We start from the raw sequence: 26460 nt of genomic DNA, 5'->3' as shown, positions 1-26460 counted from the left end.
CAAAACGTCCAGATACGAAAAAGCGCCACGCGGGCACAGCCTCGCGTGGCGCTTGGTATCAGGGCCCCGCTTGCAGGGGCCGGGCAAGTTCAGACCTGGCGGCGCAACTCCGCCGGCGGCACCTTCATCAGATGCCGGTACTTGGCGACCGTGCGGCGCGCGACGAGCACGCCCTGATCCGCGAGCATCTTTGCCAGCGTCACATCGGAGAGCGGGTCGCGGGTGTTTTCGGCAGCAATCATTTCTTTCAGCAACGCCCGCACCGCGGCGGCGGAACAAGTGCCGCCGCTTTCGGTACCAAGCTCGCGCGGGAAGAAATGCTTGAATTCGAAAATGCCGCGTGGCGTCGCCATATATTTGTTGCCGGTCGCGCGCGAGATGGTCGATTCGTGCAGGCCGAGTTCGTCGGCGACATCGCGCAACACCATCGGCTTGAGCGCGATTTCACCGTACTGGAAAAACGCCTTCTGATGCGCGACGATGCATTCGGCGACGCGTTGAATCGTGTCGAAGCGCTGCTGCGCATTTCTGATCAACCAGCGCGCTTCCTGAAGCTGCTGGGCGAGCGGCGAACGGCTGGCCCCCGCCGATTGCGCAAACAGCTCGGCATACATGCGGTGAATGCGTGCGCGCGGCTGCACGGCAGGATTGATCGTCACTACCCACTTGTTGCGCACCTGGCGCACGATCACATCGGGCACGACGTAGTTGTCCTCGGTGCGGCCGTAGCAGTTGCCCGGCTTCGGATCGAGCTTGCGCACGAGTGCGCAGGCCACACGCAGTTCTTCCGCAGTACAGCCAATCTGCTTTTGCAGTTCCGCCTGTTCACGACGCGCGAGCCGTTCGAGATGATGTTCGACGATCTGCCGCGCGACATCGCGCCCCGGCGTGTCCGCGGGTAACGCATTGACCTGCAGCAACAGACACTCGGACAGCGAACGCGCGCCGAGGCCGGGCCGGTCGAGCGACTGCACGAGGCGCAGCGCGACCAGCAGTTCTTCCTCTGTCAACTCGGGTTCGAGATCGACGCTGTCGGCGAGATCCGCCAGGTCCTGGCGCAGATAACCGTCGTCGTCGAGCGCCTCGATGATGAAGCGCGCAACGGCGCGATCGCGGTCGTCCAGACGATAAAGACGCAGTGCGTCGTGCAGTTGCTCGCGCAAAGTGGGTTGCGAGCGTGCCCATTCGGCGGGATCGCTGCCGTCGGAGTCGCCGTTCTGGCGGGCCGAACTGCGGCTGCTGTAATCGCCCGAAAAGTCGCCGGGCATATCGTCGGGGCCGCCGCTGTCGAGGCTCTCGCTGGTAGCGGCTTCAGCGGGCAACGAGTCGGGCTCGGCGGCCGCGACTGCATCGGTTGCCGGCAACACGCCCTGCTCTTCGCCGGACGTGGCTGTTGCAAGCGCAACGTCCTCCGTATCCGACGAGTCATATTCGAGGAAAGGGTTCGTATCGAGCGCAGTTCGCAATTCCTGCTGGAACTCCAGAGACGATAGCTGCAACAGACGCACCGACTGCTGCAAACGCGGCGTAAGTGCAAGAGACTGCCTTGTGCGAAGTTCAATTGAAGGCATCGTGTTCAAGTCCCGTTGAAAGCTGAAGTAAAAGGAGTGTCCTCACTAGAGCAACACGCGTACCAGCTTTTGCAACGCACTGTTTTATTTGGGCTTTATTTTTCCAGGCCCGCGAATTGCAACGCCGCGCGGAGCCTTTTTTACAAGCGACCCGGCAAATTCCGCATCCGCTGCGCACGAGTCGGCGCGCGCATGAACGCAATGCGCGAGCGCTATTCATCAGTGGAAAAGCGCCCGCTGGCGCGGGCTTCGCAACATCTGTGGTCCTCAGTCACGAGGTGCGGGCACACACTTTGCGGAAACGAGGATGTGGACGGACGGCTCTCTTCGCATCCGGCGCGAACGCGCAACGACTGTGAAGACCCGCCCGGTGTCGATAACGGGCCCTGACGGAACCGTAGCGGCAACGACCCCACGCGAGTCATCGGCGGCTTCGGCCGCGATCGAACGCAGGCAACAAGACCGCAATTTCATCAACACCCGAAGGAGAAAACCATGAAGACCATCCAATTCCTGAAGACTGCCGGCAGCATCGCGTGCGTTGCCTTCGCACTGAACGCCACCGCACAAACGAGCGCCTCGGCTCCATCGGCTTCGTCTGAATCCATCGGCCAGCACGTCGACGACAGCACGATCACCACGAAGGTCAAGGCCGAACTGCTCGGCGCGAAGAACGTGAAGTCCACGCATATCCATGTGAAGACCCGCAAGGGCGTTGTGTCGCTGACGGGTACGGTGCCTTCGGCCGAGGACAAGACTGCGGCCCAAGACGTCGTGCAAGGCGTGAAGGGCGTGAGTAGCGTGAAGAATCACCTGAAGATCGCCGCAGAATAATCTCGATGAGCCCGGCGTTCTGCGCCGGGCGCAGCGCCCCGAGAAGCCCTGAGAAGTCCCGCGAAAAAAGGCCGTCCGCATTGTGCGGACGGCCTTTCTGCATTAGAGGCCGGCCTGACGGCCGGCTACCCGATTAGCTCTTTGCCGCGTACTGATCGCGCAGATCGCGGACCCGGTCGTGATTCTGCAGCACGCCTTGATACTGACGCTCGACAATCGCGCGCACGTCGGCGGGCAGTTCTTTTTCCAGCGCGTCGTGATAGTTTTTCTTGGCGACGTCCTCGCCCTTTTCCACCTCGACAAGGATCTGATGGTCGCTGCGGTCCGTCACCGCTGACTTCACATCGACCCATCCCCGGTGCAGGGCGCCGCTCACACTGCCGCCCGTTTCCGGCTTACCGCCCAGGCGCTGAACCACGTCCTGCAGCTCACGTGCGCCGCGCGCGCAATCTTCGGCGCGCGTGAGAAACATCGTCTTCAACTGTGTGTCACGCGCATCTTCGGCCGCCTTGCGAAAGCCCTTTTCACCATCCTTCGATGTTTCGATGAGATCGTTGAGCACGGAAACAACATTCGTAGTCATTCAATACCTCCAGGGTTTCGTTAATCGCGGAATCCGTTGCCGGCACGCCCGCATGTATCGCGGTGCGCGTGCCGCCTGCGTTGCCGACGCCTGCGCAAGGCAACGGGGTTCATTGTTTGACACGCATGGCGCGTGCCCGAAAGTTCACAGGACGCATTGCGCCCGCACGCTGCGTTTGCGCGCTCATCTTTCTTGCAGACGTGGGTAATTGTTGCGCGGCGCGAACTCTCTTGGGCAGCGCGGAAGCCTTTCCCAGCGGGACTTTCGCCGGTGGCACAGGCGTTGCTCTTTATCGCTTCGCCCGAGCAATACCATGCAACGCACAAGTCAGAAAGCTGCATGACGTATCGACGAATTGAAAAGAATGGGCAGGCAACAACGACAGGGAGAACACCATGAAGATTCGCAGCGCAGAATGGCTGGTCGCCGTCGCCATCGTCTCGTCGGCCAGCGTATTGCAGATTCGCGAGCACATGCAGCCGCACGATAGCGCTGCGGCGAGCACGCGCGCTAGCGCGGAAGGCGCGCCTTCGACCTGCGAAGGTTCTCGCAAAGGTGTCATGCCGGCCTCATGCGAGCCCACGCGCGACCAACGTCCTGCTGACCATGCCCCCTCGCGGCAACGCGGCGCCGCGCGTATCTGGGTATAAGTTCCTCACGCTCAGCGCGCCTTGTGTTTGCCGTGCGCCAAGGAAAATGGCCCGACGTCTGTCGGGCCCTTTTCGATTGCCTTCTCGCTTGCTGCCGTTCGGCGCTGTCGCCGCTGTCGCCGCTGTATTAAGCGCGCTTTTCGTTGTACTCGTTGAGCGGCACGGGCTTCTTCAGCGGATCGAAGTCGGCCCAGCGGCCTTGTTGCCAACGACCCGTCGCGCGTTCGATCGACACGCCGCCTGCTTCTCGCAGCAATCGGGCGGCGTCGAACTGATTGTCCGGCGACACGTGCACGGCGACCAGCACGCCTGAATCGCGCGCCTCTTCATGGAACGGCGTGCGATGCCCAGCTTCGCTACTATCGCGCGTGCGCCACATCGCACCGGCCAGCGAGCCGATATAAGCGCCGACGCCCGCAGCTATCGCCGAAACGAGCAGCGGCGCGGAAAACGCCGCGAAGATGCCCACGCCAACAATAGCGCCCGCCACCGCGCCGATCGTCACGCCGAGGCCCGCGCCCTTCGGCGCGCCTTTTGCACCCGCATCGGTGTGGGTGTCGCCGCCAATGGGAAAACGCGCATGCTGGCCGCGTGGATTGACGAAGAACAGCGTGACGTCTTCCTCGACGAAGCCTGCATTGAAAAGTTTTTGCGCCGCTTCTTCCGCGGCTGGGAAAGTCGTGAAGCGTGCTGCGACGATGAGTGACATGAGGCCTCCTTGCATCGTGATTGCGTTTTGACGGACGACGCTCGCGACTACTCGCGGTGCGTGATCAGAAGAAGCGGCGGCGCTACACCGCCGCGCCGCGGTCGGGCTCCATGCCTTCCACTCTGAACAATCCGCTATGCAAGACTACCCCCTCCCCGTCGTTCTGGTCGAGCGCCTCGGCGCACACCGAACGGATCCGGTTGCGGCCCTTGTCGAAGGCCTCCATCAACTCGCTTTCGAGCGGCGAACCGGCGCCGAAGTGATCTTCCAGCGCCTCGACCGTGATGGCGCAGACAACCGGTTCACCGTCCACGCGCGCCATGAAGCGAACCATCAGGTTGGCGCCGTCGAAGGTCGGTTTGTCGTCGGAAAAAGTGATCTGCATAAGGGAATCCTCATAGGCAGGCCGCGGCAGGATCGCGTTCATGATGACGCGCCCTTCATTGCGCCGGCGAGCTGCTGCGCCATCTCCAGATGGTGCTTGATGATCGGCAGCGCGCGCGCGGCCGCAGCCTTCAGTTGCGAGTCGGTGCCGCTCTGGCTCTCCTGCTGGAACAGATCGACTGCCCGCTGATGCGCCTCGAGGCCGATCTGCTCGACATACGCCTCGTCGAACTTCTGACCTTTGAGCGTTTGCAGCTTGCCAACGAGCGCGGAGTCGGCCGACGGCGTGGTGGCAAACCCCTTCTTCGCTGCGAGCGCACCCATGCTGCGCGAGAGCTTGGTATGGTCGGTGATCATCTGCTGTGCGAATTTCTTCACGCGCGGATCGCTGGAGTTCTTCAACGCGATCTTGCTTGCCGCGATTTCGGTGGCGTCGGACTGTGAAGCGTCCTGGATGAACTGCTGGTCGGCGGGCGAGAGCTTCGTGCCGCCGACGGGCGCATCGCTCGCGGGAGCGTCGCTTGCCTGCGCATACACGACGCAGGCCGGCGCCGTGCCAAGAGCAAGCGCCACAGTCATCGCTTGTAGGGAATACCGTAGTTTCATGCGTTTTCTCCCTTGTTCACGGAGTCAGCGGCGCGTCTCATCGCCCACTAGCGCCGCTCATGCAGCCTTGCGTTTCGACAGTTGCCCGATCAACGCTTTGTTGAAAGCGGGAATGTCGTCCGGCTTGCGGCTCGAAATCAGATTGCTGTCTTCGACCACTTCCTGATCAACCCATGTGCCGCCCGCGTTGCGGATGTCGTCCTGCAGACTCGGCCAGCTCGTCACCGTGCGCCCCTTGATGATGCCGGCCGATACGGGCAGCCACGTGCCGTGGCAGATCACCGCGATCGGCTTCTTCGCGTTGTCGGCCGCTTTCACAAATGCCTGGGCCTGCGGCAACACGCGAATCGCGTCACCGTTCACCACGCCGCCGGGCAAGACCACCGCGTCATAGTCGTCTGCGACCGCTTTGTCGAAAGTCGAATCGACCTCGACCTCGACCGTGTCGCCTTTATCGACGTGCTTGAAGCCCTGGATCTTGCCGGGCTTCGCTGAGATCACGTGCACGGTCGCGCCGGCCTCTGCCAGCGCGCGCTTCGGGTCGACCAGTTCTGCCTGTTCGAAACCGTCCACCGCCAGGATCGCTACCTTTAGACCGTCGAGGCTGTTTGCCATGTTTCTCTCCTTTGTTCGAATGCCGGGGCCGCGCATGTAATGCGCCAAACCCCTTTCATTATTTGATTAACAATGCGGCAGCAAGGCTCGTGCCTGCTTCCCTGGAACCCGCTACCGCGTCATCGCTGCGGCCTGGACGCCCGCTGCGACGGGCCTCGAAGCCTGGATGCCTCGGCGAAGCGGGGGGCGCAACGCGATTACAGACCGCTCGGGTCGTCGTCGAGACCGTCGTCGTCTTCGTCGGCTGTCGGCGGCGTCAGAATGCGATCAGGTTCGATGTCGCTATCCGGGTCCAGCGTCGAATCGCCGTCCGCCGCCGCGCGCTCGCCGGTGCCCGCCCGGTCGGTGTCGCTGCCCATTTCCGAGTCGCCCAATTCGAGCGCGTGGTTGTCGAGTTCCGTCTCGACGTCGAACTCATGGCGCTTCGCGCCCGCGACGTCGCTGCCGCTATCGGATGAATCGCTCGGTCCCAACGCCCCCGTCGTGCCTGACGTTTGTTTGACGACCTGTTGCGGCTCTTCATCGGGGTTCAGCGTGCTGCTCATGGCGCTCTCCTTTATCGGGTTGATACGTATGACGTTCTTCGCAAGGACTGTTCCGCCCGCTCACCCGCGCGCGCAGTGCCGGGCACCGGCTTTGCTTCGGGCCATCACTGGCGCAACGCGCTTCACGCTTGAAAGTTCTACCTGCAAAGAAAGCCATGGCAAACAGCACAACCACAAGCACAACGAGCACAACGAGCACGATGCAAAACGGTCATGCATCGGCCGACGACAGTGTGAAGCAGCCCGCGACAGCCGCCATGCCGCCCGGCTTGCGCCATGCCGACGACAGCAAGCCTGGCTACACGCGCAAGCGTGAGAAAGACGGCTTCGCGTATTTCGACGTGCAAGGAAAGCGCATTGAAGACGAAGCCGAGATTCAGCGCATCAACTCGCTCGCGATTCCGCCCGCGTACGAAGACGTATGGATCTGTCCAGACCCGCGCGGACATATTCAGGCGACTGGCCGCGACGTGCGCGGGCGCAAGCAATACCGTTATCACCCGCGTTGGCGCGAAACGCGCGACGCCGACAAATACGAACGCATGGCCGAGTTCGGGCGAGCTCTGCCGCGAATCCGCGCGCGCGTCGCCCGCGACCTCGAACTGCCCGGCATGCCGTGCGACAAAGTGATCGCGGCGGTCGTGCGGCTGCTCGATACCACGCTGGTTCGTATCGGCAGCGTCGAATACGCGCGCGAAAACCAGTCATATGGATTGACGACACTGCGTAAGAAACACGTGAAGGTGGAAGCGGGACAGTTGCGCTTCAAGTTTCGCGGCAAGAGCGGCATCGAACACGACGTGACGGTGGACGACCAGCGCGTGAAGCGCATCGTGCGGCGCTGCGCGGATCTGCCGGGTCACGACCTGTTTCAGTATCTCGACGACGACGGCACACGCCGCACCGTCGGTTCAGCCGACATCAACGATTATCTGCGCCGCGCGAGCGGCGCGGACTTCACCGCGAAGGACTATCGGACATGGGCCGGCAGCGTCTACGCGCTCGCGGCGCTGCGGCGCCTCGTGTGCGGCAGCGCTGCCGAAGCGCGGCGACATATCGTGGCGACCGTCAAGGAAGTCGCGGGCTTGCTGCGCAACACGCCGGCCGTTTGCCGGCGTTGCTACATCCATCCCGCAGTGATTAGCGCATTCGAAAGCGACCAGTTGCAAACCTTGCCGCCGGGTCAGTCGCGCCGGGGTCTGAAAGTCGACGAGGTCGCGTTTGCCGCATTGCTTGCGCATGCCGAGAAGCGCGCCGCCAGGCTCGCGCGTCAGGCGGGAGCAAAAGGCCGCAAGCTGCGCGAAACCGACACCGCCGAGAGCATCAACGGCTCCATTACGACGTTGCTCAAGAAGTCGCGCACCATTCGCAACCAAGCGAACAAGGCGGCGGCGAAAGCCGGTGCGAAAGACAGCGTCAAATCGAGCGCAAAAACCGGCGCGCGAACTGCCCGCCGAGCCGCGAACGCGGACGCCCGTTCCGCGCCGCGCGCCGAGAAGGCGGCCGCAAGTTAACGCCGCTCACACGCCGCTCACAGCAAGCAGGAACTGCAACGGCGCGCGCAGCATTTACCCGGACCTTCACTCCGGTCGAGGAACGCGCGTTGCTGCAGTGATCGTCACCTTAACCTGCAAAGGAGGCACATCATGGTCATGCAAAGTCAGACGCAAGGCACGCAAGGCGCAAGTATCGTCGGTAAAGGCAGCGCGACGGCAGAAGGCCCGGGCCCGGACGTGATGGCGGCAGATACGCTGGACGGCAACAAAGTGCTCAGCAGCGACGGCGAGGACATCGGCAAGATCAAAGACATCATGCTGGATGTGCGCTCGGGACGAGTCGCGTACGCGGTACTGTCGAGCGGCGGCTTCCTCGGCATCGGCGACAAGCTGCTCGCTATTCCATGGCGCGCGCTCACGCTGGACACCGAGCAGAAGTGCTTCGTGCTGGACATGACGGCGGAACGCGTGAAAAGCGCCCCGGGTTTCGACAAGGATCACTGGCCGTCGATGGCGGATGAGACATGGGCTACCTCTGTTCACCAGTACTACGGCAGGGAGCCCTATTGGGGCCGCGACCAGTTCGATATGCGCGATGACGTTGGCGTGGGCAATATCCCGGCCGGTTCGTCGGATGCGCCCGAAGCCGGTGGAGTCAAGCTGTAATCGGCGAGCCGCGGCGAGTGCGCGAAGCAGTTTGCCGTTCGCAGTTCGCGCACCGTCCTCACTGCGCCGGCACGCCGCCATCGCGGCGGCCGGCGCGTTTGACTTAACCGCGTCGAGTTCGATGACGCAGACGACCCCGGGAATCGCGCGCAATCCTGCAAGCAGGGCCGCGACAAAGACTGTAAAAGGAGGCGGCTCGAATGGCGGCCCGAAAAACCACCAGTAAATCGACCAGCAAATCGCGGCGCTCGCCGGCACGCGGCAAGTCGGGGCGGCCGCCTCGTCAGCGCCATGCGCAAGCGCATGCCGCTGAGCAGAAGAAAGCATCGCGCGCAGGCGGCAAGAGTTCACACAGGTGGTCGCATCATGTGATGGAAACGAGTGACGCGATGGACCTCGAGCACGACATCTTCAAGACAGGCAACGCCGAAGAAATTGCGAAATCGCTGAAACAGTCGTCGACAAAAAGCGGCCGCCGCAAAGGCACGCCGTTTCAATCGGCGATGTCGATGCTCAATTTCTACATCAACCGAGCAGGCAAGAACCTGCCGAAAACCCGCCGCGCAACGCTGGAGCAAGCCAAGCGCAAGTTGCGCGAAGCATTCGGGCGCGCGCCCTGAGATTCATACGCGGCTTTCGTCCAATTACCCCGGCCGGTCATGCGCCGTTCGCATGTCGGCCCTAACCGGATGCTCATGCACGAAACTTTGTGGTTCCTCATCGTCGGCGCCGTGCTCGTTTTCATGGGTGTGGCCGCGACGACCCTCCGCCGCCTGCCCGTCAGCGCGGCCATGTTCTATGTTGCGCTCGGCTACGCGGTCGGGCCGCCCGGCTTCGATCTGCTGCATCTCGACATGGTCGCCGACGCGCATCTGCTGCGCACCGTCACCGAAATCGCGCTGCTGGTGTCGCTGTTCGCCATCGGACTGCGCTTGCGCGTGGGCGTGTTCGACAGACTGTGGATGGTGCCGCTGCGCCTCGGCTTCCTCGCGATGCTGGCGACCGTGCCGCTTCTCACGCTCTTCTGCGTCTACGTCCTGAATCTCGGCTGGGGGCCGGCCATCCTGCTGGCCGCTATTCTCGCGCCGACCGACCCGGTGCTGGCTCATGACGTCCAGGTGCACGACCCCGGCGATCACGATTTGCTGCGCTTCGCGCTCTCCGGCGAAGGCGGCCTGAACGACGGCATAGCGTTGCCGTTTGCGATGGTGGGTCTCGCCGTCTGCGCAGTGCAAGGAGCCGACGCTGGCGACGTGCTGAACCTGGAGTTTGCCGGCAGTGTCGTGTGGGGTGTATTGGGCGCACTCGCGATAGGCGGTGTACTCGGCTGGGTCACGACGCACGCGGTCGCCTGGCTGCGCACGCGCCATGCGCACGCGCTCGGCCTGGAAGGCTTCTTTGCGCTCGGGCTGATCGGCTTGTCGTTCGGCGCCGCGCAATTTGCCCAAACTTACGGCTTTCTCGCCGTGTTCGCGGCTGGTGTGTCGATGCGTCGCGTCGAATATGGGGCGAGCGGCGGGGCCTCGCCTCGCGAGACAATCGGCACGGTCGATTCGAAGAATGTCGAAGCCACTGCGTCCGATCCAGAGAAAGCCCACGCGTTCATGACCGAGTCCGTATTGGGATTCACGATCGAGCTCGAACGCATTGCTGAAGTCATCATCATGGCCATGGTCGGCAACGTGCTCGCGATGCTGAACGTGCCGCTTCTCACATGGCAGGCGTTTGCGCTTATCGTCGCGCTATTCGTTTTTGTGCGCCCCGCGTCCGTCGAGTTGTCCTTGCTCGGCTCCGACGCCATGCCGACGCAAAGGCGCCTGATGAGCTGGTTCGGCATTCGCGGCGTGGGCTCGTTCTACTATCTGGCTTATTCGCTGGAACACGGCCCGGCCGCGTCTATTACGCCGCTCGTGCCGCTCGCGCTCGCCGTGGTCACGGCTTCGGTGGTCATCCACGGGGTATCGGCGACGCCGCTCATGAACCGCTATCGGCGCCTGCGTCATAGCGAAAGCTAGAATACGGGGCCCGTTCGCTGCGTTTGCAGCATTTGCAGCGTCCGGCTCCCTTGCTGCTTTCGCAGCTTCCGAACCCCGCGATTCAATGACTCCTCACGACGATCCAGCACAAACGACGCGCGCAAGCGCCGCCGAATCGCTTTTCGCGTTCCTTAAATCGCTGCCGTTCGCGGAGCGGCTCACCGAAGGCAGCCTGATGGCGTTCCAGGCCGTGGCGGGCGCGAGCCTCGCGTTCGAAATCGGCCAGGCGCTGCATACCGAGCAGGCTTTCTGGGCCGCGATTACCGCCATTGCAGTGAGCCAGCACAGCTATGTCGACACCCGCAAGCTGTCGCGCGACCAGTTCATCGGCGCAATGGTCGGCGGCTTATGCGGCCTTGCCGGCGCGACGCTCGGCCACGGCTATTTTGCGGCCTACGCGGCGACGGTAGCAGTGGCCATCGTGCTGTGCTGGATCGTGAACGTCGGCAGCGCGGCGCGGCTTGGCGGGATCACGGCCACCATCATGCTGCTGGTACCTGGCATTGGCCCGGCGTGGGACAAAGCCTTGTTGCGCCTCGGCGAAGTCACGCTCGGCACGGTGTGCGCGCTGCTGGTCGCGTGGCTGATGGCGCGTGCGGAGAAGCGCTGGTTCAGCACGCCCGGCAAGGCGCGCTGAGCGGCATCGCCGGTTCATGAAGACACGTCCGACGCGCTTTGCTGTGGCTGGCGCCGGTAGCGTCCCGGCGTTACGCCGACGCTTTGCTGAAACGCCTTGCCGAACGCGGCTTCAGACTGATAACCCACCGCCTCGCCGATTTCAGCCGCGCTGCGCTGCGTGCGGCGCAGCAGGTCGCAAGCGATTGTCATGCGAATCTGCGTGAGGAAATCCATCACGGTCATACCGGCGCGTTCGTTGAAACGCCGTGCGTAAGTGGCGCGCGACATCGCGGCAAGCTCGCCCAGTTCAGCAATGGTCCACGCGCGCTGCGGCGCGCTCAACATGCCTTGCACTGACGCCGATAGACGCGGGTCGGCCAGCAGCGACAGCATGCCGGGAGTCGAATCGGCCTGCTCGCCGTGCACGCGTAACGCCATTCCAAAGAGCGCCTGACTCAGCGCGGTGACGATGGCGAGCGCACCGGGCCGGCGTTGGCCCGCCTCGTCGCGCATCAGCCCGATCACCGTCTGCAATGGTGCGAGCGTGCGGACGCCGCCGAGCGACACATGGAACGGATCGGGCAGCGCATTTAGCAGCAACGCTGACGAACCCGGCGTGTAGGCGAAGCGGCCGCAGAGCAGGTCGAGGTCGGCGGCGTTCGCCGCGGTGTGCTCTGCGCCGCCGCGGGCAGCGTCCGCGTGGGCGTCGGTCATGACATCAGCGTTAACTTCTTTGCCGCTCACGGACTTGCCGTCCAGACCTTCGCGCTCCACGGCTTTGCCAATGCCGCGGCCGTCGTTTCGCTTGACCGGCAACAGGCCGTCGTGACTCATGACCAGCGGAGCGCTGACGGCGCTCAACTCGACATCTCTCACGCGATGTGCCGCGCCGCGTGGAAACAGCATGAAGTCGCCGGTCTGCAGGCGCACTTGCGCGCCGTCCGCCATCTCGATCACGCACGAGCCTGCCAGCACGAGATGGAACGGCGCAGTGCCCGGCTCCATCGGCGCGTGGTCGACATCGAATGCGCCGGTGAGCAGGCATCGCAAATCCAGACTGGCCTGCGGCCGCGCAAGGTCGAGTAATCGGCTGAGCGTATCCATGAGACGTCCGCGCTAAATGTTGAGCCAGTCGAGTATTCAGGATGTCGCCGTCCCGCGCAATACTTTGTCCATGGCGCCGGCAACCGCCGACGCCCCACAGACGAAGGAGCATTGCCATGTTGAACTGGACCGAATACCGCAAGCAGCTGTTTGGCCGCATCGGCGAAATCGGCAAGCTGTCGCCGGACACCGTCAGGGGCTATCAGACGTTGTCGAACGCCGGTCAGAAGAACGACCTGCTGGGCGCGAAGACGCGCGAACTGATCTCGCTCGCGGTGGCCGTGAGTTTGCGCTGTGACGGCTGTATCACGGTGCATACCGCCGAAGCGTTGAAGCAAGGCGCCACCCGCGAGGAGATAGCCGAAGCGCTCGGCGTAGCGGTCGCGATGAACGCCGGCGCGACGATGGTCTACTCGGCCCGCACGATGGACGCGGTCGCGGCGTACTCCGCCGAAGCATCGGCTTAACGCGCCGGGCGTTTCTGGTCGCCTCAGACCACCAGACGGCGCGCCTCCTCGAGCTGGTTGCGGCGCGCTTCGCCCTGGCGCGCCAGCATCCAGCCGGGGTACTCGGCAGGCAGCGCGCTCACCTGATCGAGCCTTGCGAGCTCGTCCGCGGTGAGCGCGACGCCGGTCGCCGCGATGTTGTCGTCCAGCTGCTCCACCTTCTTCGCGCCGACGATCACCGACGTCACCACCCGTTGATGCAGCAGCCACGCAAGGGCGATCTGCGCGACCGACACGCGCTTTGCCTCGGCAATCTCCCGCATCGCGTCGATGCAGTCGTACGCACGATCGCGGTTGACGGGCGGAAAGTCGAATGTCGTGCGGCGGCTGCCCGCTTCGCCCTGCTGCTCACGCCCGTATTTGCCGCTCAGCAGCCCACCCGCGAGCGGACTCCACACCATCAGTCCGAGCCCTTCGCTTTGCAGCATCGGCACGAGTTCGCGTTCCAGGTCGCGGCCCGCGACCGTGTAGTACGCCTGCAGCGTTTCGAAGCGCGCGGTTCCCAGACGCTCCGCAATGCCGAGCGCCTTAACGATCTGCCACGCCGCCCAGTTCGACACGCCGACATAGCGCACGTGACCGTGCTGCACGAGCGTATCGAGCGCGCGCACCGTTTCTTCGATCGGCGTGGCCGGGTCGAAACCGTGGATCTGATACAGGTCGACGTGATCGAGCTGCAGGCGCTTCAAACTGGCCTTCATGCCGTCGATGATGTGATAGCGCGACGCGCCGCGCGCGTTCGGAAACTCGCCGGTCGGGCCGAAAACCTTGGTCGCCACGACAACCTTGTCGCGCGGCACCTTGAGGTTTTTCAGCGCCTGCCCGGTGATCTGCTCGGACAGGCCTTCGGCGTAGACGTCGGCCGTGTCGATGAAATTGATGCCCGCATCGAGCGCCCGGCCGACGAGCCGCTCCGCGTCGGCCTGCTGCAAATCGCCGATCTGCTTCCACATGCCTTCGCCGCCGCCGAAGGTCATCGTGCCCAGACAAAGTTCTGAAACAAAAACCCCGGTACGGCCAAGCTGGTTGTATCGCATTGTCGAAACTCCATCGTGGATGTGTGCACAGGTGAGCCGTAAAGGGTACTGCAATTGGCGCCGTCGAGCAGGCGGGGACTGCCGTCGCTTTCGGAACGCCGACACCCACCGGCAACCGCTGAGGCCATTTGGCAAACGCCGCCCAAACCTGCCAGACTGGCCCCTGATTCCGCGACTTCGATTCGCGCCGGCAACGGGCCCGGGCAATGCCGTCGTCTGCATGCCGTCGTCTGGATATCGGGCGTCGCGTCCCCATCTAACCACGCATGACCCTAGTGACCACCTCAGTGACCACACCAGTGAGCACTTCAGTGAGCAGCACGACCGCCAACCCAGCCACCGCAGCCGACGCGCCTCGCGCGCTCCCGGCCGCGCTGGTGGATCGCGCCGCCGCGCACAATGCGCTCGCGGGCTTTCATCCGGCGGTTGCCGGCTGGTTCCTGAAGTCCTTTCCCGCGCCGACCGACGCGCAGGCCGCTGCCTGGCCGCAGATTCGCCAGGGCCGCTCGACCCTGGTCGCCGCACCCACGGGCTCCGGCAAAACGCTCACGGCCTTCCTCTCCGCACTAGACGACCTGGTCCAGCAAGGTCTCGCGAACAACGGCGCGTTGCCCGACGAAACGCTGGTGGTCTACGTTTCGCCGCTCAAGGCGTTGTCGAACGACATCCGCCTGAATCTGCAAGTGCCGTTACAGGGCATTGCCGCCGAACTCGACGCGCGCGGCCTGCCGCCGCTCGACATCCGCACCGCCGTGCGCACCGGCGACACCACGCAGCAGGAACGCAATGCGCTCAAAAAGCGCGCGCCGCATATTCTCGTCACCACGCCGGAATCGCTTTACGTGCTGCTCGGCTCCGACTCCGGCCGGCGCATGCTGTGCACGGTGCGTACCGTGATCGTCGACGAAATTCATGCGCTCGCCGGCAGCAAGCGCGGCAGCCACCTCGCGCTCAGTCTCGAACGGCTCGACGCGCTGTGCGGGCGACGCCTGCCGCGCATCGGCCTCTCCGCGACGCAAAAGCCGGTGAGCGCAGTAGCACGACTTCTCGTAGGCGGCGCGCCGGTCGACAGCGACATACCCGCCGACTGCGCGATCATCGACGTAGGCCATATCCGCGAACGCGACCTGGCGCTGGAAATTCCGCCGGTGCCGCTCGAAGCGGTGATGCCGAACGAAGTCTGGGAGCGCGTTTATGACCGTCTCGCGGAACTCGTCGCGCTGCACAGCACGACGCTGATCTTCGTGAACACGCGGCGCATGGCCGAGCGCGCCGCGCGTCATCTGACCGAGCGGCTCGGCAAGGACGCGGTCGCCGCGCATCACGGCAGCCTTGCTAAAGAACATCGCTTCGACGCCGAACAGCGGCTCAAGCGCGGTGAACTGCGGGTGCTGATCGCGACCGCTTCGCTCGAACTGGGTATCGATATCGGCGACGTCGATCTGGTCTGCCAGATGGGTTCGCCGCGCGCCATCGCACCGTTCCTGCAACGCGTGGGGCGTTCGGGCCACCATGTCGGCGGCATGCCGAAAGGCAGACTCTTCCCCACTTCGCGCGACGATCTGATCGAATGCGCCGCGCTGCTCGATTGCGTGCGGCGCGGCGAACTCGACGCGCTGCGCATTCCGCGTGCGCCGCTGGATGTACTCGCGCAACAGATCGTCGCTGAAGTGTCGAGCACCGAATGGAGCGAGGACGCGCTATTCGACCTGATACGCCGCGCCGCGCCGTACGCGGAACTCTCGCGGGCGCAGTACGACGCAGTGCTGCGCATGCTTGCAGAGGGCTACACGAGCCGCAACGGACCGCGCGCCGCGTACATCCATCGCGACGTGGTGAGCGGCACGCTGCGCGGCCGGCGCGGCGGCAAGCTCGTGGCGGTCACCTCGGGCGGCACGATTCCCGAGAACGCCGACTACGCGGTGGTGCTGGAACCGCAGGCGGTCAATATCGGCACGGTCAACGAAGACTTCGCGGTCGAAAGTCTCGCCGGCGACGTGTTCCAGCTGGGCAACGCTTCGTACCGGATTCTGCGCATCGAAAGCGGCCGTGTGCGTGTCGAGGACGCACAAGGGCAGCCGCCCAACATCCCGTTCTGGCTCGGCGAAGCGCCTGGCCGCAGCGACGAACTGTCGTTCGGCGTAGCGCGCCTGCGCGAGCAGATCGCGCGTCTGCTCGCATCCGACGACGACGCGGCGACGCCGCTCGCGAACGCACAGGCGAGCGACGCCGCTTCGAAGGCGATGGCTTCGGAACAGGCGCCGGGCGCAACCGCTGAAGCACCGAACGCCATGCCCGCGCGGCTCGAACGCGCGATCGACTGGCTCATCGTCGAACTCGGTCTCGACGAAGCGGCCGCGCGCCAGATCGTCGACTATCTCGCGCGGGCGCGCGCCGCCCTCGGTGTTCTGCCAACGCAAGACACGCTGGTGATGGAGCGCTTCTTCGACGAATCAGGCGGCACGCAGCTCGTCGTTCATGCGCCGTTCGGCAGCCGCGTGAATCGCGCGTGGGGCCTCGCGCTGCGCAAGCGCTTTTGCCGCCAGTTCAATTTCGAACTGCAGGCCGCGGCCACCGAGGACGCGATCGTGCTGTCCTTGACCGGCAGCCATTCGTTCGTGCTCGACGAAGTGTGGCGCTACCTCCATTCGAATAGTGCCGAGCGTCTGCTGATTCAGGCCCTGCTCGACGCGCCGCTCTTCGGCGTGCGCTGGCGCTGGAACGCGACGACCGCGCTCGGTTTGCCGCGCTATACCGGCGGCCGCAAAACGGCGCCGCAACTGCAGCGCATGCGCAGCGAAGATCTGCTGACGAGCGTTTTTCCCGAACAGGCCGCGTGTCTTGAGAACGTGGTCGGCGAGCGCGAACTGCCGCATCATCCGTTAGTCAATCAGACCGTCGACGACTGCCTGCACGACGCAATGGACAGCGAGCGCTGGCTCGCGCTGCTGCGCCGTATGGAAAGCGGCGACGTGCGGCTTGTTGCACGCGATCTGCCGGCGCCCTCGCCGCTTGCCGCAGAAATACTCAACGCAAAACCCTACGCGTACCTCGACGACGCCCCCATCGAAGAGCGCCGAACGCAGGCCGTGCTCAATCGCCGCTGGACCGATCCGGCGAGCGCCGACGACCTGGGCGCGCTCGACGCCGACGCGATCGCGAGCGTGCGCGACGAAGCATGGCCGCAGGCACGCAGCATCGACGAAATGCACGAAGCGCTGACAGGTCTTGCGTGCATTACCGAGGCTGAGGCGCAGCACAACGAGGGCTGGCCGGAATGGCTCGCGTCGCTCGCTCAATCGGGCCGAGCGACGCGCCTCGAGATCGCCGCCGACGCGGCACTGTGGCTCCCCGCAGAACGGCTGACGTGTTTCGACGCGCTCTATCGCAGCGGGAACAGCGGCAAGACGAACAGTGGGGCGCGCTTCACGCCGCCGCTCACCGCGCCGAAAGGCTACACCGACGAATGGAGCGCCGACGACGCGCTGCTCGACGTACTGCGCGCCCGGCTGACCGGTTTCGGCCCGCTGCCCGCCGACGCGATTGCAGACGCGCTGAAGCTGCCGCGGACACCGGTCGAACAGGCGCTCGGCCGTCTCGAGGCGGAAGGCTATGTGATGCGCGGACGATTCACGCCGAACACATCGGAAGAGGAATGGTGTGAGCGCCACCTTCTTGCGCGCATTCACCGTTACACCGTCAAGCGGTTGCGCCGCGAGATCGAGCCCGTGGAACGGCACGACTTCATGCGCTTCCTGTTCGAATGGCAGCACCTGACGCCCGACACGCGCAGCGAGGGGCGCGACGCGCTCGCCGCCGTTCTGGAACAGATGGAAGGCTTCGAGGCCGCAGCAAGCGCCTGGGAAGAAGACATTCTGCCCGCGCGCGTGAAGGCCTATTCGAATACTTCGCTCGACGAACTGTGCCGCGCGGGCAAGATCGTCTGGACGCGCTTGACGGAGCGCTCGCGCAGCGCGGCCGGCCCGGTGCGCAGCACGCCTATCGTGCTGCTGCCCCGCCCGCAGGTACGTGCGTGGAGCGCGCTGATCGACTCCGAGCGGCAGCCGGAGCTATCGGCGCGCGCTCAATCTGTGTATGACGCGCTATCGCAACACGGCGCGATGTTCTTCGACGAACTGCTGCACGAACTTCGCGTATTGCGGATCGAACTGGAGAACGCGCTGGGCGAACTGGTGGCGGCCGGTCTCGTCAACTCCGACAGTTTCGCGGGCCTGCGCGCGCTGCTCAAACCGGCAGCGAAGCGCAACGCGTATTCGGGCAGCCGGCGCGCAAGATCGAGTGCGGGATTGGGCGCGCTGATCGGCGGAATGGACGACGCGGGACGCTGGGCGCTCGTCAACCGGCACCCTTCCGGTGCCACGAATGACGAACTCGCCACGCAACCGGACCGGCCGCAGCAGCAACGGCGCCGTCAGTTGCCAGCCGACACGCTCGAACATGTCGCGATGACGTTGCTGCGGCGCTACGGCGTCGTGTTCTGGCGCGTGCTCGAACGCGAAGCCGACTGGCTGCCGCCATGGCGCGATCTGCTGCGCGTCTATCAGCGGCTCGAAGCGCGCGGCGTGATCCGCGGCGGACGCTTCGTCAATGGACTCGCTGGCGAACAGTTCGCGTTGCCCGAAGCAATCCCGTTGTTGCGCGAGGTTCGACGGCATGCGAACGATGGTGCTTTTGTGTGCGTCGGCGGCACCGATCCGCTCAATCTGGTGGGCACCCTGCTGGTCGGGGAACGCGTTCCGGCCGTCGCCGGCAATCGTGTGCTATACCGCGACGGCGTCGTTATCGCGACGCTCGCAGCGGGCGCGTTCTGGTTCGACCCGTCGGTCGAGGCGAGCCCGACAGAGCGCGAGCGCGCGCGCAGTTGGCTCACCCGCCGGTTCTGACGCTCCACATCCGTAAAGACTGCCTGGCGGAGCATCTTTACCCGCGCTTTTTTACCGACGCGAGCTGTCCGGCCAAACCACGAACCTTTCATGTTTATGGCCCGGATTTCAGCCGCTTCGCTACAATGGGCCGTCTTTAAGTATGATGAGACTGTCTGCCGTCATCCGCCATCAGGCCGAAACGGCACACCGCCCGGGGATCCCATGAATGACGACCATCACGAGCAGGTGCTTTTTGCGCAGTTCGGCACAAGCAGCCCTTGCTGGCGTCTGTCGAGCGACAGCAACGCGCTCGAACTGACACCAGTCACTGGCGATATGCCAGCCAATGTTGCCATTCCGCTCAATCCTCAGCAGGCATCGCAAATTCGTTGCCTCACTGGCATTACGTCTCACCTGGTTCTCGACGTGCGGCTCTTCGGCGAGCCTCTGCGTTTGCACCTCGTCGGCAGAAAGATCAACAGCGGCAGTTGGGCCGGCACCGCGTCGGCTTATGACGACACCGAATCTGTCGCGCGAGATCTGATGCATGGCTTGTCGTTCGCCGAGCAGGTCGTGTCCGAAGTGAATTCGGTTGTCGTGATCGTCGACCGGCACGGGCGAATCCAGCGCTTTAACCGGCTGGCCGAAGAACTCACGGGTGTCAAGGAAGAGAACATTGTCGGGCGCAATGTGTGGGCGCTTTTCATGTCATCGGAAGACGGCGCGGCGTCGAGCCAGAACATTGCGGGCTTCTTCAATCGCGGCGTGTCGTACGAAGTCGAACGGCGCATCAAGACACTCCACGGCGAACGGCTCTTTCTCTTTCGCAACAAGTTCGTGCAAAGCGGCAGCGGCGTAGATGAGCAGTACCTGATCTGCTCGGGCACGGACATCACCGAGGAACGCCTTGCACAGGAGCGTCTCACGCAACTTGCCAACACGGATTCGCTCACCGGCCTGCCCAATCGCAATGCGATTCAGGACAAGATCCGCACTGCGATCGAGGAGACGGCGCCGGGCGAATCGGTGGGCGTGCTTTTTCTCGATCTGGATAACTTCAAGAAGGTCAACGATCACTACGGGCACGTGTTCGGCGACCGTCTGATCCGCGACGTGTCGGCCGCGATCGGCATGTGCCTGAACGAAGGCGATACACTCGCGCGGCTCGGCGGCGACGAGTTCATCGTGCTCGCGGCAACAGGCACGGCGCATGAACTGGAGGCGACCGCGCAGCGCATCCTCGAACGCATGCGCACGCCGTTCAGCCTCGGCCTCGTCGAAGTCTATACGGGCTGCTCGATCGGCATTGCACGTTATCCGGAACACGGCGACAACCTGGAGTCGCTGATCCGCTCGGCCGATACGGCCATGTACGTCGCGAAAGACGAAGGCAAACGCACGCACCGTGTGTTTTCGCCGGAGATGAACCGCAAGGTCGCCGAGTACATGTGGCTCGACACGAACCTGCGGCGCGGCCTCGAAGATGGCCAGCTGACGCTGCACTATCAACCCAAGCTGCTGCTTTCGACCGGCGCGGTGCAGGGCGTGGAAGCGCTGGTACGCTGGAATTCGCCGGAACGCGGGCAGATCATGCCGGCAGAGTTCATTCGTTATGCCGAAGAGTCCGGCTTGATCGGCGTGCTCGGCCGCTGGGTCATGCAAACGGCTGCGAAACAGGCGGCCAAATGGCAAGCGGACGGCTACAACCTGCGCATCGCGATCAATGTGTCGGCGCGGCAACTGGTGGATACGGCGGTAGTACGCCACTTCACCGAAGCGCTTCAGCAGGCGAAGCTCGAACCATGTCTCGTCGACGTGGAACTCACCGAGAGCTGCCTGATCGAGGACGAAGCCGCAGCCATCGACCTGATCAAGCAGTTCCGTCAACTGGGCGCGCAAGTGCATCTGGACGACTTCGGCACCGGCTATTCGTCGCTATCGCAGTTGGGCCGCATTCCGCTCGATGTAATCAAGCTCGATCGCAGCTTCGTGCGTTCAATCAACGCCGACACAAAAGCGCAAGCACTGGTCCGCTCCATGGTGGTGGTTGCGCAGGAACTCGATTTCAAGGTCGTCGCCGAAGGAATCGAAACCGAGTCCGAAGAGACATTCATGAAAGGGCTGGGTGTCGAATACGTGCAGGGTTATCTGTACGCTCACCCAATGCCGGCCGCCGACTTCGAGCGCTGGTTGCAGGACAGGCAGAAGCTCAGGCTGATCGCCTGAGCTTGCGGCCTGCGTGTCGCAACGGGCGCACTTCGGCCGCGGGTGGATCGAGTCAGCCGAAATTGGCCGCGCTGGCAGCGGTCTGCCGCAAGTTGGCCGTGCGGCGGTTTTGCAGCGTCACGAGCCGCTCCATGAAGGCCAGGTCCTTCTCTTCGATCATGAAGGCGGCGTCCACCCAATCTTCGGTGATTTCCATCAATTCGGCCCGCGGCAATTGGAGCACGCGCTGACGCGCCCGCAACATCGCGCGGATGCCGTTCATCTTCGGCTTGAGCGTGTCGATGAACGTGCGGGTCGCGACATACGCGTCGCCCGGTTCGAACAACTGGTCGACGAGACCCTTCTCCCGATGCCATTCCGCCGTGTGCGGTTCGCCCACGCCGATCAGTTCCTCGGCGAGACGCATGCCGGCCTTGCGCGCGACGAGCGAATAGCCGCCCATGCCGGGGAACAGATTGAAGGCGATCTCGGGAAAGCCCATGCGCGCGTCCGATTGCGCGAGCAGGAAGTGGTGTGCAAGCGCGGCCTCGAAGCCGCCGCCTAGCGCCGTGCCCTCAACCATCGCAATAGAGATCGCGCCGGTATCGAAGCCGCGCGCCGCCGCATGCACGCAATCGACGCACGCACGTGCGTATGCAATCAGCGCCTGACGCTTGCCCGAGCGAATTGCATCGGCGAAGAAATCCAGGTCGCCGCCCACGTTGTAAATGTTGGGGATCAGCGAGCCGGTCACCCAGAAGTCGATGGGCAAGCCGGACTCTCGGGCAGCCTGCGCGAGCCCGAGAATGTCGTGGACCAGATCCAGATTGAAACACGGACGCGGCTGCGCGCGCAGCATCATCCACATGACATTGCGGCCTTCTTCGTAGTAAGCCGAGACTTGCGATAGATTGCCGGCTTCGAGGAACGGGCGGCAGGCGTGGTGGTTATGCAGATTCATTTTGAACGGTCCTTTAGGGTTAAACACTGATATTGCAATGCGAGCCTAAAGCAGACCGGATTCGGATGGGAGCGGGATAACCAACAGATCAATGCAACGAAATCTCGAAGCCTTGCGCGACGGGCGTCACAGCGGCACGTGAAAGCCGCCCGGCGTGCGCCGCACCGCAAACGCTTGCGCGGCGAAGATGCGCGACATTGCACGACATTGAGTGCAGGCGCCCAATGCAATTAGCGGACGAGCGATGCCGGAATTCGCCTGCGAATTCGGAAGGAAAAGCAAGGCACGCCGATTAGGCGACGCAGTCGAAAATGCCGCTTGCGAATATTTTTTTATTCGTGGTCCAACAGACGGAATATCTATATTGCATAAGCGGCAATTTGCCCATTATCCAGGCGATGCTATTTGAGCAACGCCGACCAGCGTGCGACCTGGTCGGCGTGCATGCCGACAGCGAGCGCAGCCGTGCAGATTTGCGTCCATGTGGCGGCATCGACCGGGATGCCTTGGGCTTCGCGCTCCGCGCGCGTCACGCGCTCGGGCTCGCCAGGCTCGTAGATATGATCGACGCCCGCAGCGAGCGGTGAGGCTTTCACCCACGCGATAAACGCGTCGGCTTCTGCTTGCGCATCAGGGGCGTCGAACGCCGCCGGGTCGATGATGACCGACAGCATGCAATTGATGATTGCGTTCGTGGTGCCGAGCGTGTCCGCGTGCGTGGTGAAGCCGCCCGCCAGCGCGCCGCTGAATATCTCGCACATGGCGGCAAGTCCGAAACCCTTATGGCCGCCGAACGGCGTCAGCGAACCGAACGGCTCCTCGTGCATCACTTTGGGATCGGCCGTCGGCACGCCTTCATGGTCGATCAACGCGCCCGGCGGCACCTGCTTGCCCTGGTTGTAAGCGACGCGCGTCTTGCCGTACGCAACCGTGCTCGTCGCGAAGTCGAGCACGAGCGGCGGCTTGCCGGGCCGCGGATAAGCCGCGCAAAACGGGTTAGTGCCGATGCGGCGGTCCGCGCCGCCAAACGGTGCGACGAGCGGGTCGCCCGCCACATTGACGAAGTGGAACGACACGAGCCCCGCTCGCGCGCATTGCTCGGCCCAATGACCGATGCGGCCGATATGATGCGCATCGCGCAGCCCGACTGCGCAGATGCCAATGCGCTGGGCTCGCGCGATACCCTCTTCCATCGCCTCGAACGCGACTACCTGCCCGAAGCCTTTGTGGCCTTCGACCGTGAGTACGGCACCCGCGTCTTTTACGACGTCGGCATGCAGGTTCAGTTGCAGCTGCCCGTCGGCAAGCGACGCCACGTAGCGCGGAATCATGCCGACGCCGTGCGAGTCGTGCCCGGTCAGGTTCGCTCCAACCAGATGATCCGCGACCAGTTCGGCTTCGCGTGGCGCGCTGCCCGCCTGCTCCCAGATCGCCCGGACGAAGGCGTGTAGTTGATCGGCCGCAATGCGGGGCGTGGTGGATCCAGCGAGCTCTTTGTCGGTCATTCGAATCGGGGCGCTAGTTAGTAATGGCAACGCAATAATCGCAATGCAAGCGGAACGGGAGACGCAACAGGCCGGCAAAAAAGGTCAGGGCGCGGCGGCGATCACCTGCGCAACCGCGGCTGTGAGCTTCTTGCCGTACGGCACATGCAAGAATTCGTTTGGCCCGTGCGCATTCGACTTCGGTCCGAGCACGCCGCATACCATGAACTGCGACTTCGGAAAGCCTGCCTTCAGCACGTTCATCAGCGGGATGGTGCCGCCCTGCCCCATGTACGCGACGTCGGCGCCGTAATGTTCGCGCGATGCATTGTTGAGCGCGGTCGCGAGCCAAGGCGCGAGGTCGGGCGCGCTCCAGCCGCTCGCCGCTCCGGCGTCCGGCTTGAACGTCACCTTCGCGTTGTACGGCGGATCGAGTTCCAGCAGCGCCTTGAGTTCTGCAACGGCCTTTTCCGCTTCGATCAGCGGCGGCAGGCGCAGCGACAGCTTGAACGCGGTGCGCGGGCGCAGCACGTTGCCGGCGTCGGCGAGTGCGGGCAAGCCTGCGGCACCTGTCACCGACAATGACGGACGCCACGTCGAGTTGAGCAACGCCTCCTTCGGATCGGTCGTGGTGGGCAGCACCTGGCGACCGTCCTGACCGCATGCCCACGGTAGCTTCTTCCACACGTCGTCGCCGAGAATTTGCGCGGTGGCTTCGGCTTCGCGCAGACGGTCGGCGGGAATCGGGCTGTGAAACCCCTTGGGCAGCAGCGTTCCGTTAGCGGAGTCTTCCAGACGGTCGAACAACTGCCGCATGATGCGGAAGCTCGACGGCGCAATACCGCCGTAGCCGCCCGAGTGAATGCCTTCGTCCAGCACCTGCACTTCCAGGTCGCCGGCGACGAGCCCGCGCAACGACGTGGTGAGCCACAGCTGATCGTAATTGCCCGCCCCCGAATCGAGGCAGACGACGAGACCGACGTTGCCGAGCCGTTCGCGCAATGCGTCGACGTAAGGCAGCAGATCGTAACTACCCGACTCTTCGCAGGTTTCGATCAGCCCGACGCAGCGCGGCCGCTCGACACCTTGCGCGTCCAACGCAGCGAGCGCGGTGATGCTCGCGTAGATCGCATAGCCGTCGTCGGCGCCGCCGCGGCCGTAGAGCTTGTCGTTTTCGAGCTTCGGCGTCCACGGGCCGAGGTCCTTGCGCCAGCCGTCGAATTCCGGCTGCTTGTCGAGGTGGCCGTACAGCACGATGGTTTCGTCGCTACCTGAACGTGTTGCCGGCGTCTCGAAGAAAATCACCGGCGTGCGGCCCGGCAGCCGGACGATCTCGAGTTTCAGCCCGCGTACCGGCTGCTGCTCGACCCATTTCGCGGCGTCGGTAATCACGCGTTCCAGGTAACCGTGCTTGACCCACTCGGGATCGAATGCCGGGCTCTTGGCCGGCACCGCAATGTAGTCGGTCAACGCAGGCACGATCTCGTCGTTCCATTTGCGGTCCACGAATTCGCGGAGCGTGTCGGGGTTCAGGCGTTCAGCCTGCTGGGTCGTATCGTCGGAGATCATGATGGCTGTCCGTAACAGGGTTCGGTTTCGTTCGAGCGAAACGAACATGATAGTCCTGAAGCCCGCGGTGCTGAAGTCCTCGTCGCACGTCGGTGTGGTGTATCGAGTGCTGTCGGACTGCTGGACGGCGGCGTGCGCGACTGGCGTCTGCATCGCGAGGCTTTCATTCAGGCTGCACGCGTCAGACAATCGCGCGACAATTAGTGAATGAACTGCGTGTGCGGGCTCGCGCAGTAAGCGGAGCGTTGACCCTTGGTCGCCGCGAGGCGAGCCGTATTTCGGGAGGCGACATATGAATGACAAGGTCGTCGTTCAGATCATCGCCGTGATGATCGCGCCGGCGCTGTATTTCCTGCCGGCGATTCTGGCCGACCGGCGCAAACGCGTCGACGTGCTGACGCTCGCGCTATTCAACGCGTGCCTTGGGTGGACCGTTCTTGGATGGCTGCTCGCGCTTTACTGGTCGTTGCAGCCGAACCCGCCGAAGAACCTTGCGGGCGACGTGGAGGAAAAACGCAAGCTGGTGCGCATGCGCGCGTTTTCGTCCGCGCTGTTGCTGCACGTGCAACGGCGCAGCACAACGCGGAATGGTTCACAGGACTAAGCCCGGGAAAGCGGCAGCAGGAGCAGAACCAGAAACAGAAACAGCAGCCGTTATGCCGCGCGGCCGATCCGGTTCCACTGCACGGAACCGGCTGGAATGGAACGCGGCTCCGCGCGCACGCTGGAGGGCGCGAATACTTCGCGGCGCAGTTCGCCGTGGTCGTCGAACCACTCGCAGATCAGCCAGTCGCCGGGATTGAGCGCCACCGGACCCGCATACGTAACAGTCATGCGCGGGCCGCCGTCTTTCAACGTGACCACGTCGCCGATTGAGAACCGGGCGGGAGGCGGTGTAAGCGTGTCAATGGTAGCGGTCAGCATATCAATCCTCTACGGAACCGTTAGCAGTATTCAAGTCATTGCGCCGTCTATCGACTAAGACCTATTGAGGGATACCTCTAAACGCGTTCAGATTAACAATCGAAATTAAATACGGCAAGTGCTTTTTATTGATACCGATTTCATAAAACGCGGAAAGACAATTTGACGCACTGCAATTCCGGGTTAAACCGGAGCGACCTCAGTGCCGCGTCCCAGCCTTGACGGTGCGGCAACGCACAGACCGCAAGACTTACTGCTCCAGCTTTGGCATCGGGTAGAAAATGCATGGGCGAAAATGCTTCATTACTGAAACAATTTTGAATGTTGGGCGGTAGCCGTCCATTTGCCCCGCGGCGCCGAATTACCTGTGAACTACTCAATCACCGGTAAATGCAATCGAAACTAAAATGAATTTCGTGTGAAAAGCATAATGATTTTCCGCGGAGACACAGCTATGAAAACGATTACCTG

The 26460-nt window shown here is 63.6% G+C and carries 24 protein-coding genes; 11 read left to right on the top strand and 13 right to left on the bottom strand.

Annotated elements, in window-relative coordinates; genetic code table 11:
- Positions 1–89 precede the first annotated feature (89 nt).
- Positions 90–1571, bottom strand: a complete 1482-nt coding sequence (locus tag BCA01S_RS20510; protein ID WP_027778512.1) for an RNA polymerase factor sigma-54 — start codon at positions 1569–1571, stop codon at positions 90–92.
- Between the two features lie 495 nt (positions 1572–2066).
- On the opposite strand from BCA01S_RS20510, the gene BCA01S_RS20505 reads away from it, so the two are divergent.
- Complete coding sequence (locus BCA01S_RS20505; RefSeq protein WP_027778511.1) at positions 2067–2405, top strand: BON domain-containing protein; 339 nt, start codon at positions 2067–2069, stop codon at positions 2403–2405.
- 133 nt (positions 2406–2538) lie between these two features.
- On the opposite strand, the gene BCA01S_RS20500 is transcribed toward BCA01S_RS20505, so the two are convergent.
- Positions 2539–2988: a ferritin-like domain-containing protein gene (locus BCA01S_RS20500; RefSeq protein WP_020067942.1), complete on the bottom strand. Its 450-nt coding sequence runs from the start codon at positions 2986–2988 to the stop codon at positions 2539–2541.
- A gap of 395 nt (positions 2989–3383) precedes the next feature.
- On the opposite strand from BCA01S_RS20500, the gene BCA01S_RS20495 reads away from it, so the two are divergent.
- Positions 3384–3638 carry a hypothetical protein gene (locus BCA01S_RS20495; RefSeq protein ID WP_027778510.1) on the top strand — a complete coding sequence of 85 codons (255 nt, stop codon included), beginning with the start codon at positions 3384–3386 and terminating at the stop codon, positions 3636–3638.
- A gap of 127 nt (positions 3639–3765) precedes the next feature.
- Here the strand turns inward: BCA01S_RS20495 and BCA01S_RS20490 are convergent, their stop codons facing one another.
- From BCA01S_RS20490 to BCA01S_RS20470, 5 genes are all read right to left on the bottom strand, one after another.
- Entirely contained in the window at positions 3766–4347 is a 582-nt protein-coding gene (locus BCA01S_RS20490) for a membrane protein (RefSeq protein WP_027778509.1), read from the bottom strand.
- Between the two features lie 82 nt (positions 4348–4429).
- Complete coding sequence (locus BCA01S_RS20485; protein WP_027778508.1) at positions 4430–4774, bottom strand: DUF1488 family protein; 345 nt, start codon at positions 4772–4774, stop codon at positions 4430–4432.
- Positions 4771–5337 (bottom strand): DUF4142 domain-containing protein, encoded by a 567-nt coding sequence (locus BCA01S_RS20480; protein ID WP_027778507.1) that lies wholly within the window; start codon positions 5335–5337, stop codon positions 4771–4773. The genes BCA01S_RS20485 and BCA01S_RS20480 overlap by 4 nt, the downstream gene beginning before the upstream one ends.
- A 57-nt stretch (positions 5338–5394) precedes the next feature.
- Positions 5395–5952 carry a type 1 glutamine amidotransferase domain-containing protein gene (locus BCA01S_RS20475; protein WP_027778506.1) on the bottom strand — a complete coding sequence of 186 codons (558 nt, stop codon included), beginning with the start codon at positions 5950–5952 and terminating at the stop codon, positions 5395–5397.
- A gap of 197 nt (positions 5953–6149) precedes the next feature.
- Positions 6150–6497: a hypothetical protein gene (locus BCA01S_RS20470; RefSeq protein WP_027778505.1), complete on the bottom strand. Its 348-nt coding sequence runs from the start codon at positions 6495–6497 to the stop codon at positions 6150–6152.
- A 200-nt stretch (positions 6498–6697) separates the two neighbouring features.
- Between BCA01S_RS20470 and BCA01S_RS20465 the strand changes: the two genes are divergently transcribed.
- The 5 genes from BCA01S_RS20465 (at position 6698) to BCA01S_RS20445 (ending at position 11332) form a co-directional block, all read left to right on the top strand.
- Entirely contained in the window at positions 6698–8011 is a 1314-nt protein-coding gene (locus BCA01S_RS20465) for a DNA topoisomerase IB (RefSeq protein ID WP_244146029.1), read from the top strand.
- Positions 8012–8143: 132 nt separating this feature from the next.
- Entirely contained in the window at positions 8144–8659 is a 516-nt protein-coding gene (locus BCA01S_RS20460; RefSeq protein WP_027778503.1) for a PRC-barrel domain-containing protein, read from the top strand.
- A 200-nt stretch (positions 8660–8859) separates the two neighbouring features.
- The gene (locus tag BCA01S_RS20455) at positions 8860–9279 is read left to right on the top strand and encodes a DUF3175 domain-containing protein (RefSeq protein WP_027778502.1); all 420 of its coding nucleotides are present in this window, start codon (positions 8860–8862) and stop codon (positions 9277–9279) included.
- A 75-nt stretch (positions 9280–9354) separates the two neighbouring features.
- Positions 9355–10674, top strand: coding sequence for a cation:proton antiporter (locus tag BCA01S_RS20450; protein WP_027778501.1), 1320 nt, complete (start codon positions 9355–9357; stop codon positions 10672–10674).
- 85 nt (positions 10675–10759) lie between these two features.
- Entirely contained in the window at positions 10760–11332 is a 573-nt protein-coding gene (locus tag BCA01S_RS20445) for an FUSC family protein (protein WP_020067954.1), read from the top strand.
- A 14-nt stretch (positions 11333–11346) separates the two neighbouring features.
- Here the strand turns inward: BCA01S_RS20445 and BCA01S_RS20440 are convergent, their stop codons facing one another.
- Positions 11347–12417 (bottom strand): AraC family transcriptional regulator, encoded by a 1071-nt coding sequence (locus BCA01S_RS20440; RefSeq protein ID WP_027778500.1) that lies wholly within the window; start codon positions 12415–12417, stop codon positions 11347–11349.
- Between the two features lie 116 nt (positions 12418–12533).
- Here BCA01S_RS20440 and BCA01S_RS20435 point away from each other — a divergent pair, with 116 nt between their 5' ends.
- A complete protein-coding gene (locus BCA01S_RS20435; protein ID WP_027778499.1) occupies positions 12534–12884 on the top strand; it encodes a carboxymuconolactone decarboxylase family protein in 351 nt (116 codons plus the stop codon).
- Positions 12885–12907: 23 nt separating this feature from the next.
- Here BCA01S_RS20435 and BCA01S_RS20430 read toward each other — a convergent pair whose 3' ends face one another.
- Positions 12908–13960, bottom strand: coding sequence for an aldo/keto reductase (locus BCA01S_RS20430; protein WP_027778498.1), 1053 nt, complete (start codon positions 13958–13960; stop codon positions 12908–12910).
- Between the two features lie 266 nt (positions 13961–14226).
- Between BCA01S_RS20430 and BCA01S_RS20425 the strand changes: the two genes are divergently transcribed.
- Positions 14227–18864 (top strand): DEAD/DEAH box helicase, encoded by a 4638-nt coding sequence (locus BCA01S_RS20425; RefSeq protein ID WP_042319025.1) that lies wholly within the window; start codon positions 14227–14229, stop codon positions 18862–18864.
- A 204-nt stretch (positions 18865–19068) separates the two neighbouring features.
- A complete protein-coding gene (gene pdeR / locus BCA01S_RS20420) occupies positions 19069–21072 on the top strand; it encodes a cyclic di-GMP phosphodiesterase (protein ID WP_027778496.1) in 2004 nt (667 codons plus the stop codon).
- Positions 21073–21124: 52 nt separating this feature from the next.
- Here the strand turns inward: pdeR and BCA01S_RS20415 are convergent, their stop codons facing one another.
- The 3 genes from BCA01S_RS20415 to BCA01S_RS20400 all read right to left on the bottom strand — a co-directional run bounded on the left by BCA01S_RS20415 (position 21125) and on the right by BCA01S_RS20400 (position 25065).
- A complete protein-coding gene (locus BCA01S_RS20415) occupies positions 21125–22012 on the bottom strand; it encodes a crotonase/enoyl-CoA hydratase family protein (protein WP_027778495.1) in 888 nt (295 codons plus the stop codon).
- Positions 22013–22413: 401 nt separating this feature from the next.
- A complete protein-coding gene (locus BCA01S_RS20405) occupies positions 22414–23517 on the bottom strand; it encodes a malate/lactate/ureidoglycolate dehydrogenase (protein ID WP_027778494.1) in 1104 nt (367 codons plus the stop codon).
- A gap of 84 nt (positions 23518–23601) precedes the next feature.
- The gene (locus BCA01S_RS20400) at positions 23602–25065 is read right to left on the bottom strand and encodes a M20 family metallopeptidase (RefSeq protein WP_027778493.1); all 1464 of its coding nucleotides are present in this window, start codon (positions 25063–25065) and stop codon (positions 23602–23604) included.
- Positions 25066–25357: 292 nt separating this feature from the next.
- Between BCA01S_RS20400 and BCA01S_RS20395 the strand changes: the two genes are divergently transcribed.
- A complete protein-coding gene (locus BCA01S_RS20395; protein ID WP_027778492.1) occupies positions 25358–25669 on the top strand; it encodes a superinfection immunity protein in 312 nt (103 codons plus the stop codon).
- A 50-nt stretch (positions 25670–25719) separates the two neighbouring features.
- On the opposite strand, the gene BCA01S_RS20390 is transcribed toward BCA01S_RS20395, so the two are convergent.
- Positions 25720–25989 (bottom strand): YodC family protein, encoded by a 270-nt coding sequence (locus BCA01S_RS20390; RefSeq protein WP_020067965.1) that lies wholly within the window; start codon positions 25987–25989, stop codon positions 25720–25722.
- Positions 25990–26460 lie beyond the last annotated feature (471 nt).

Origin of the sequence: Paraburkholderia caledonica NBRC 102488, assembly GCF_000685095.1 — a bacterium.
In the GTDB taxonomy this organism is placed as follows: domain Bacteria; phylum Pseudomonadota; class Gammaproteobacteria; order Burkholderiales; family Burkholderiaceae; genus Paraburkholderia; species Paraburkholderia caledonica.
This window is presented reverse-complemented; position numbering and strand designations above follow the sequence as displayed.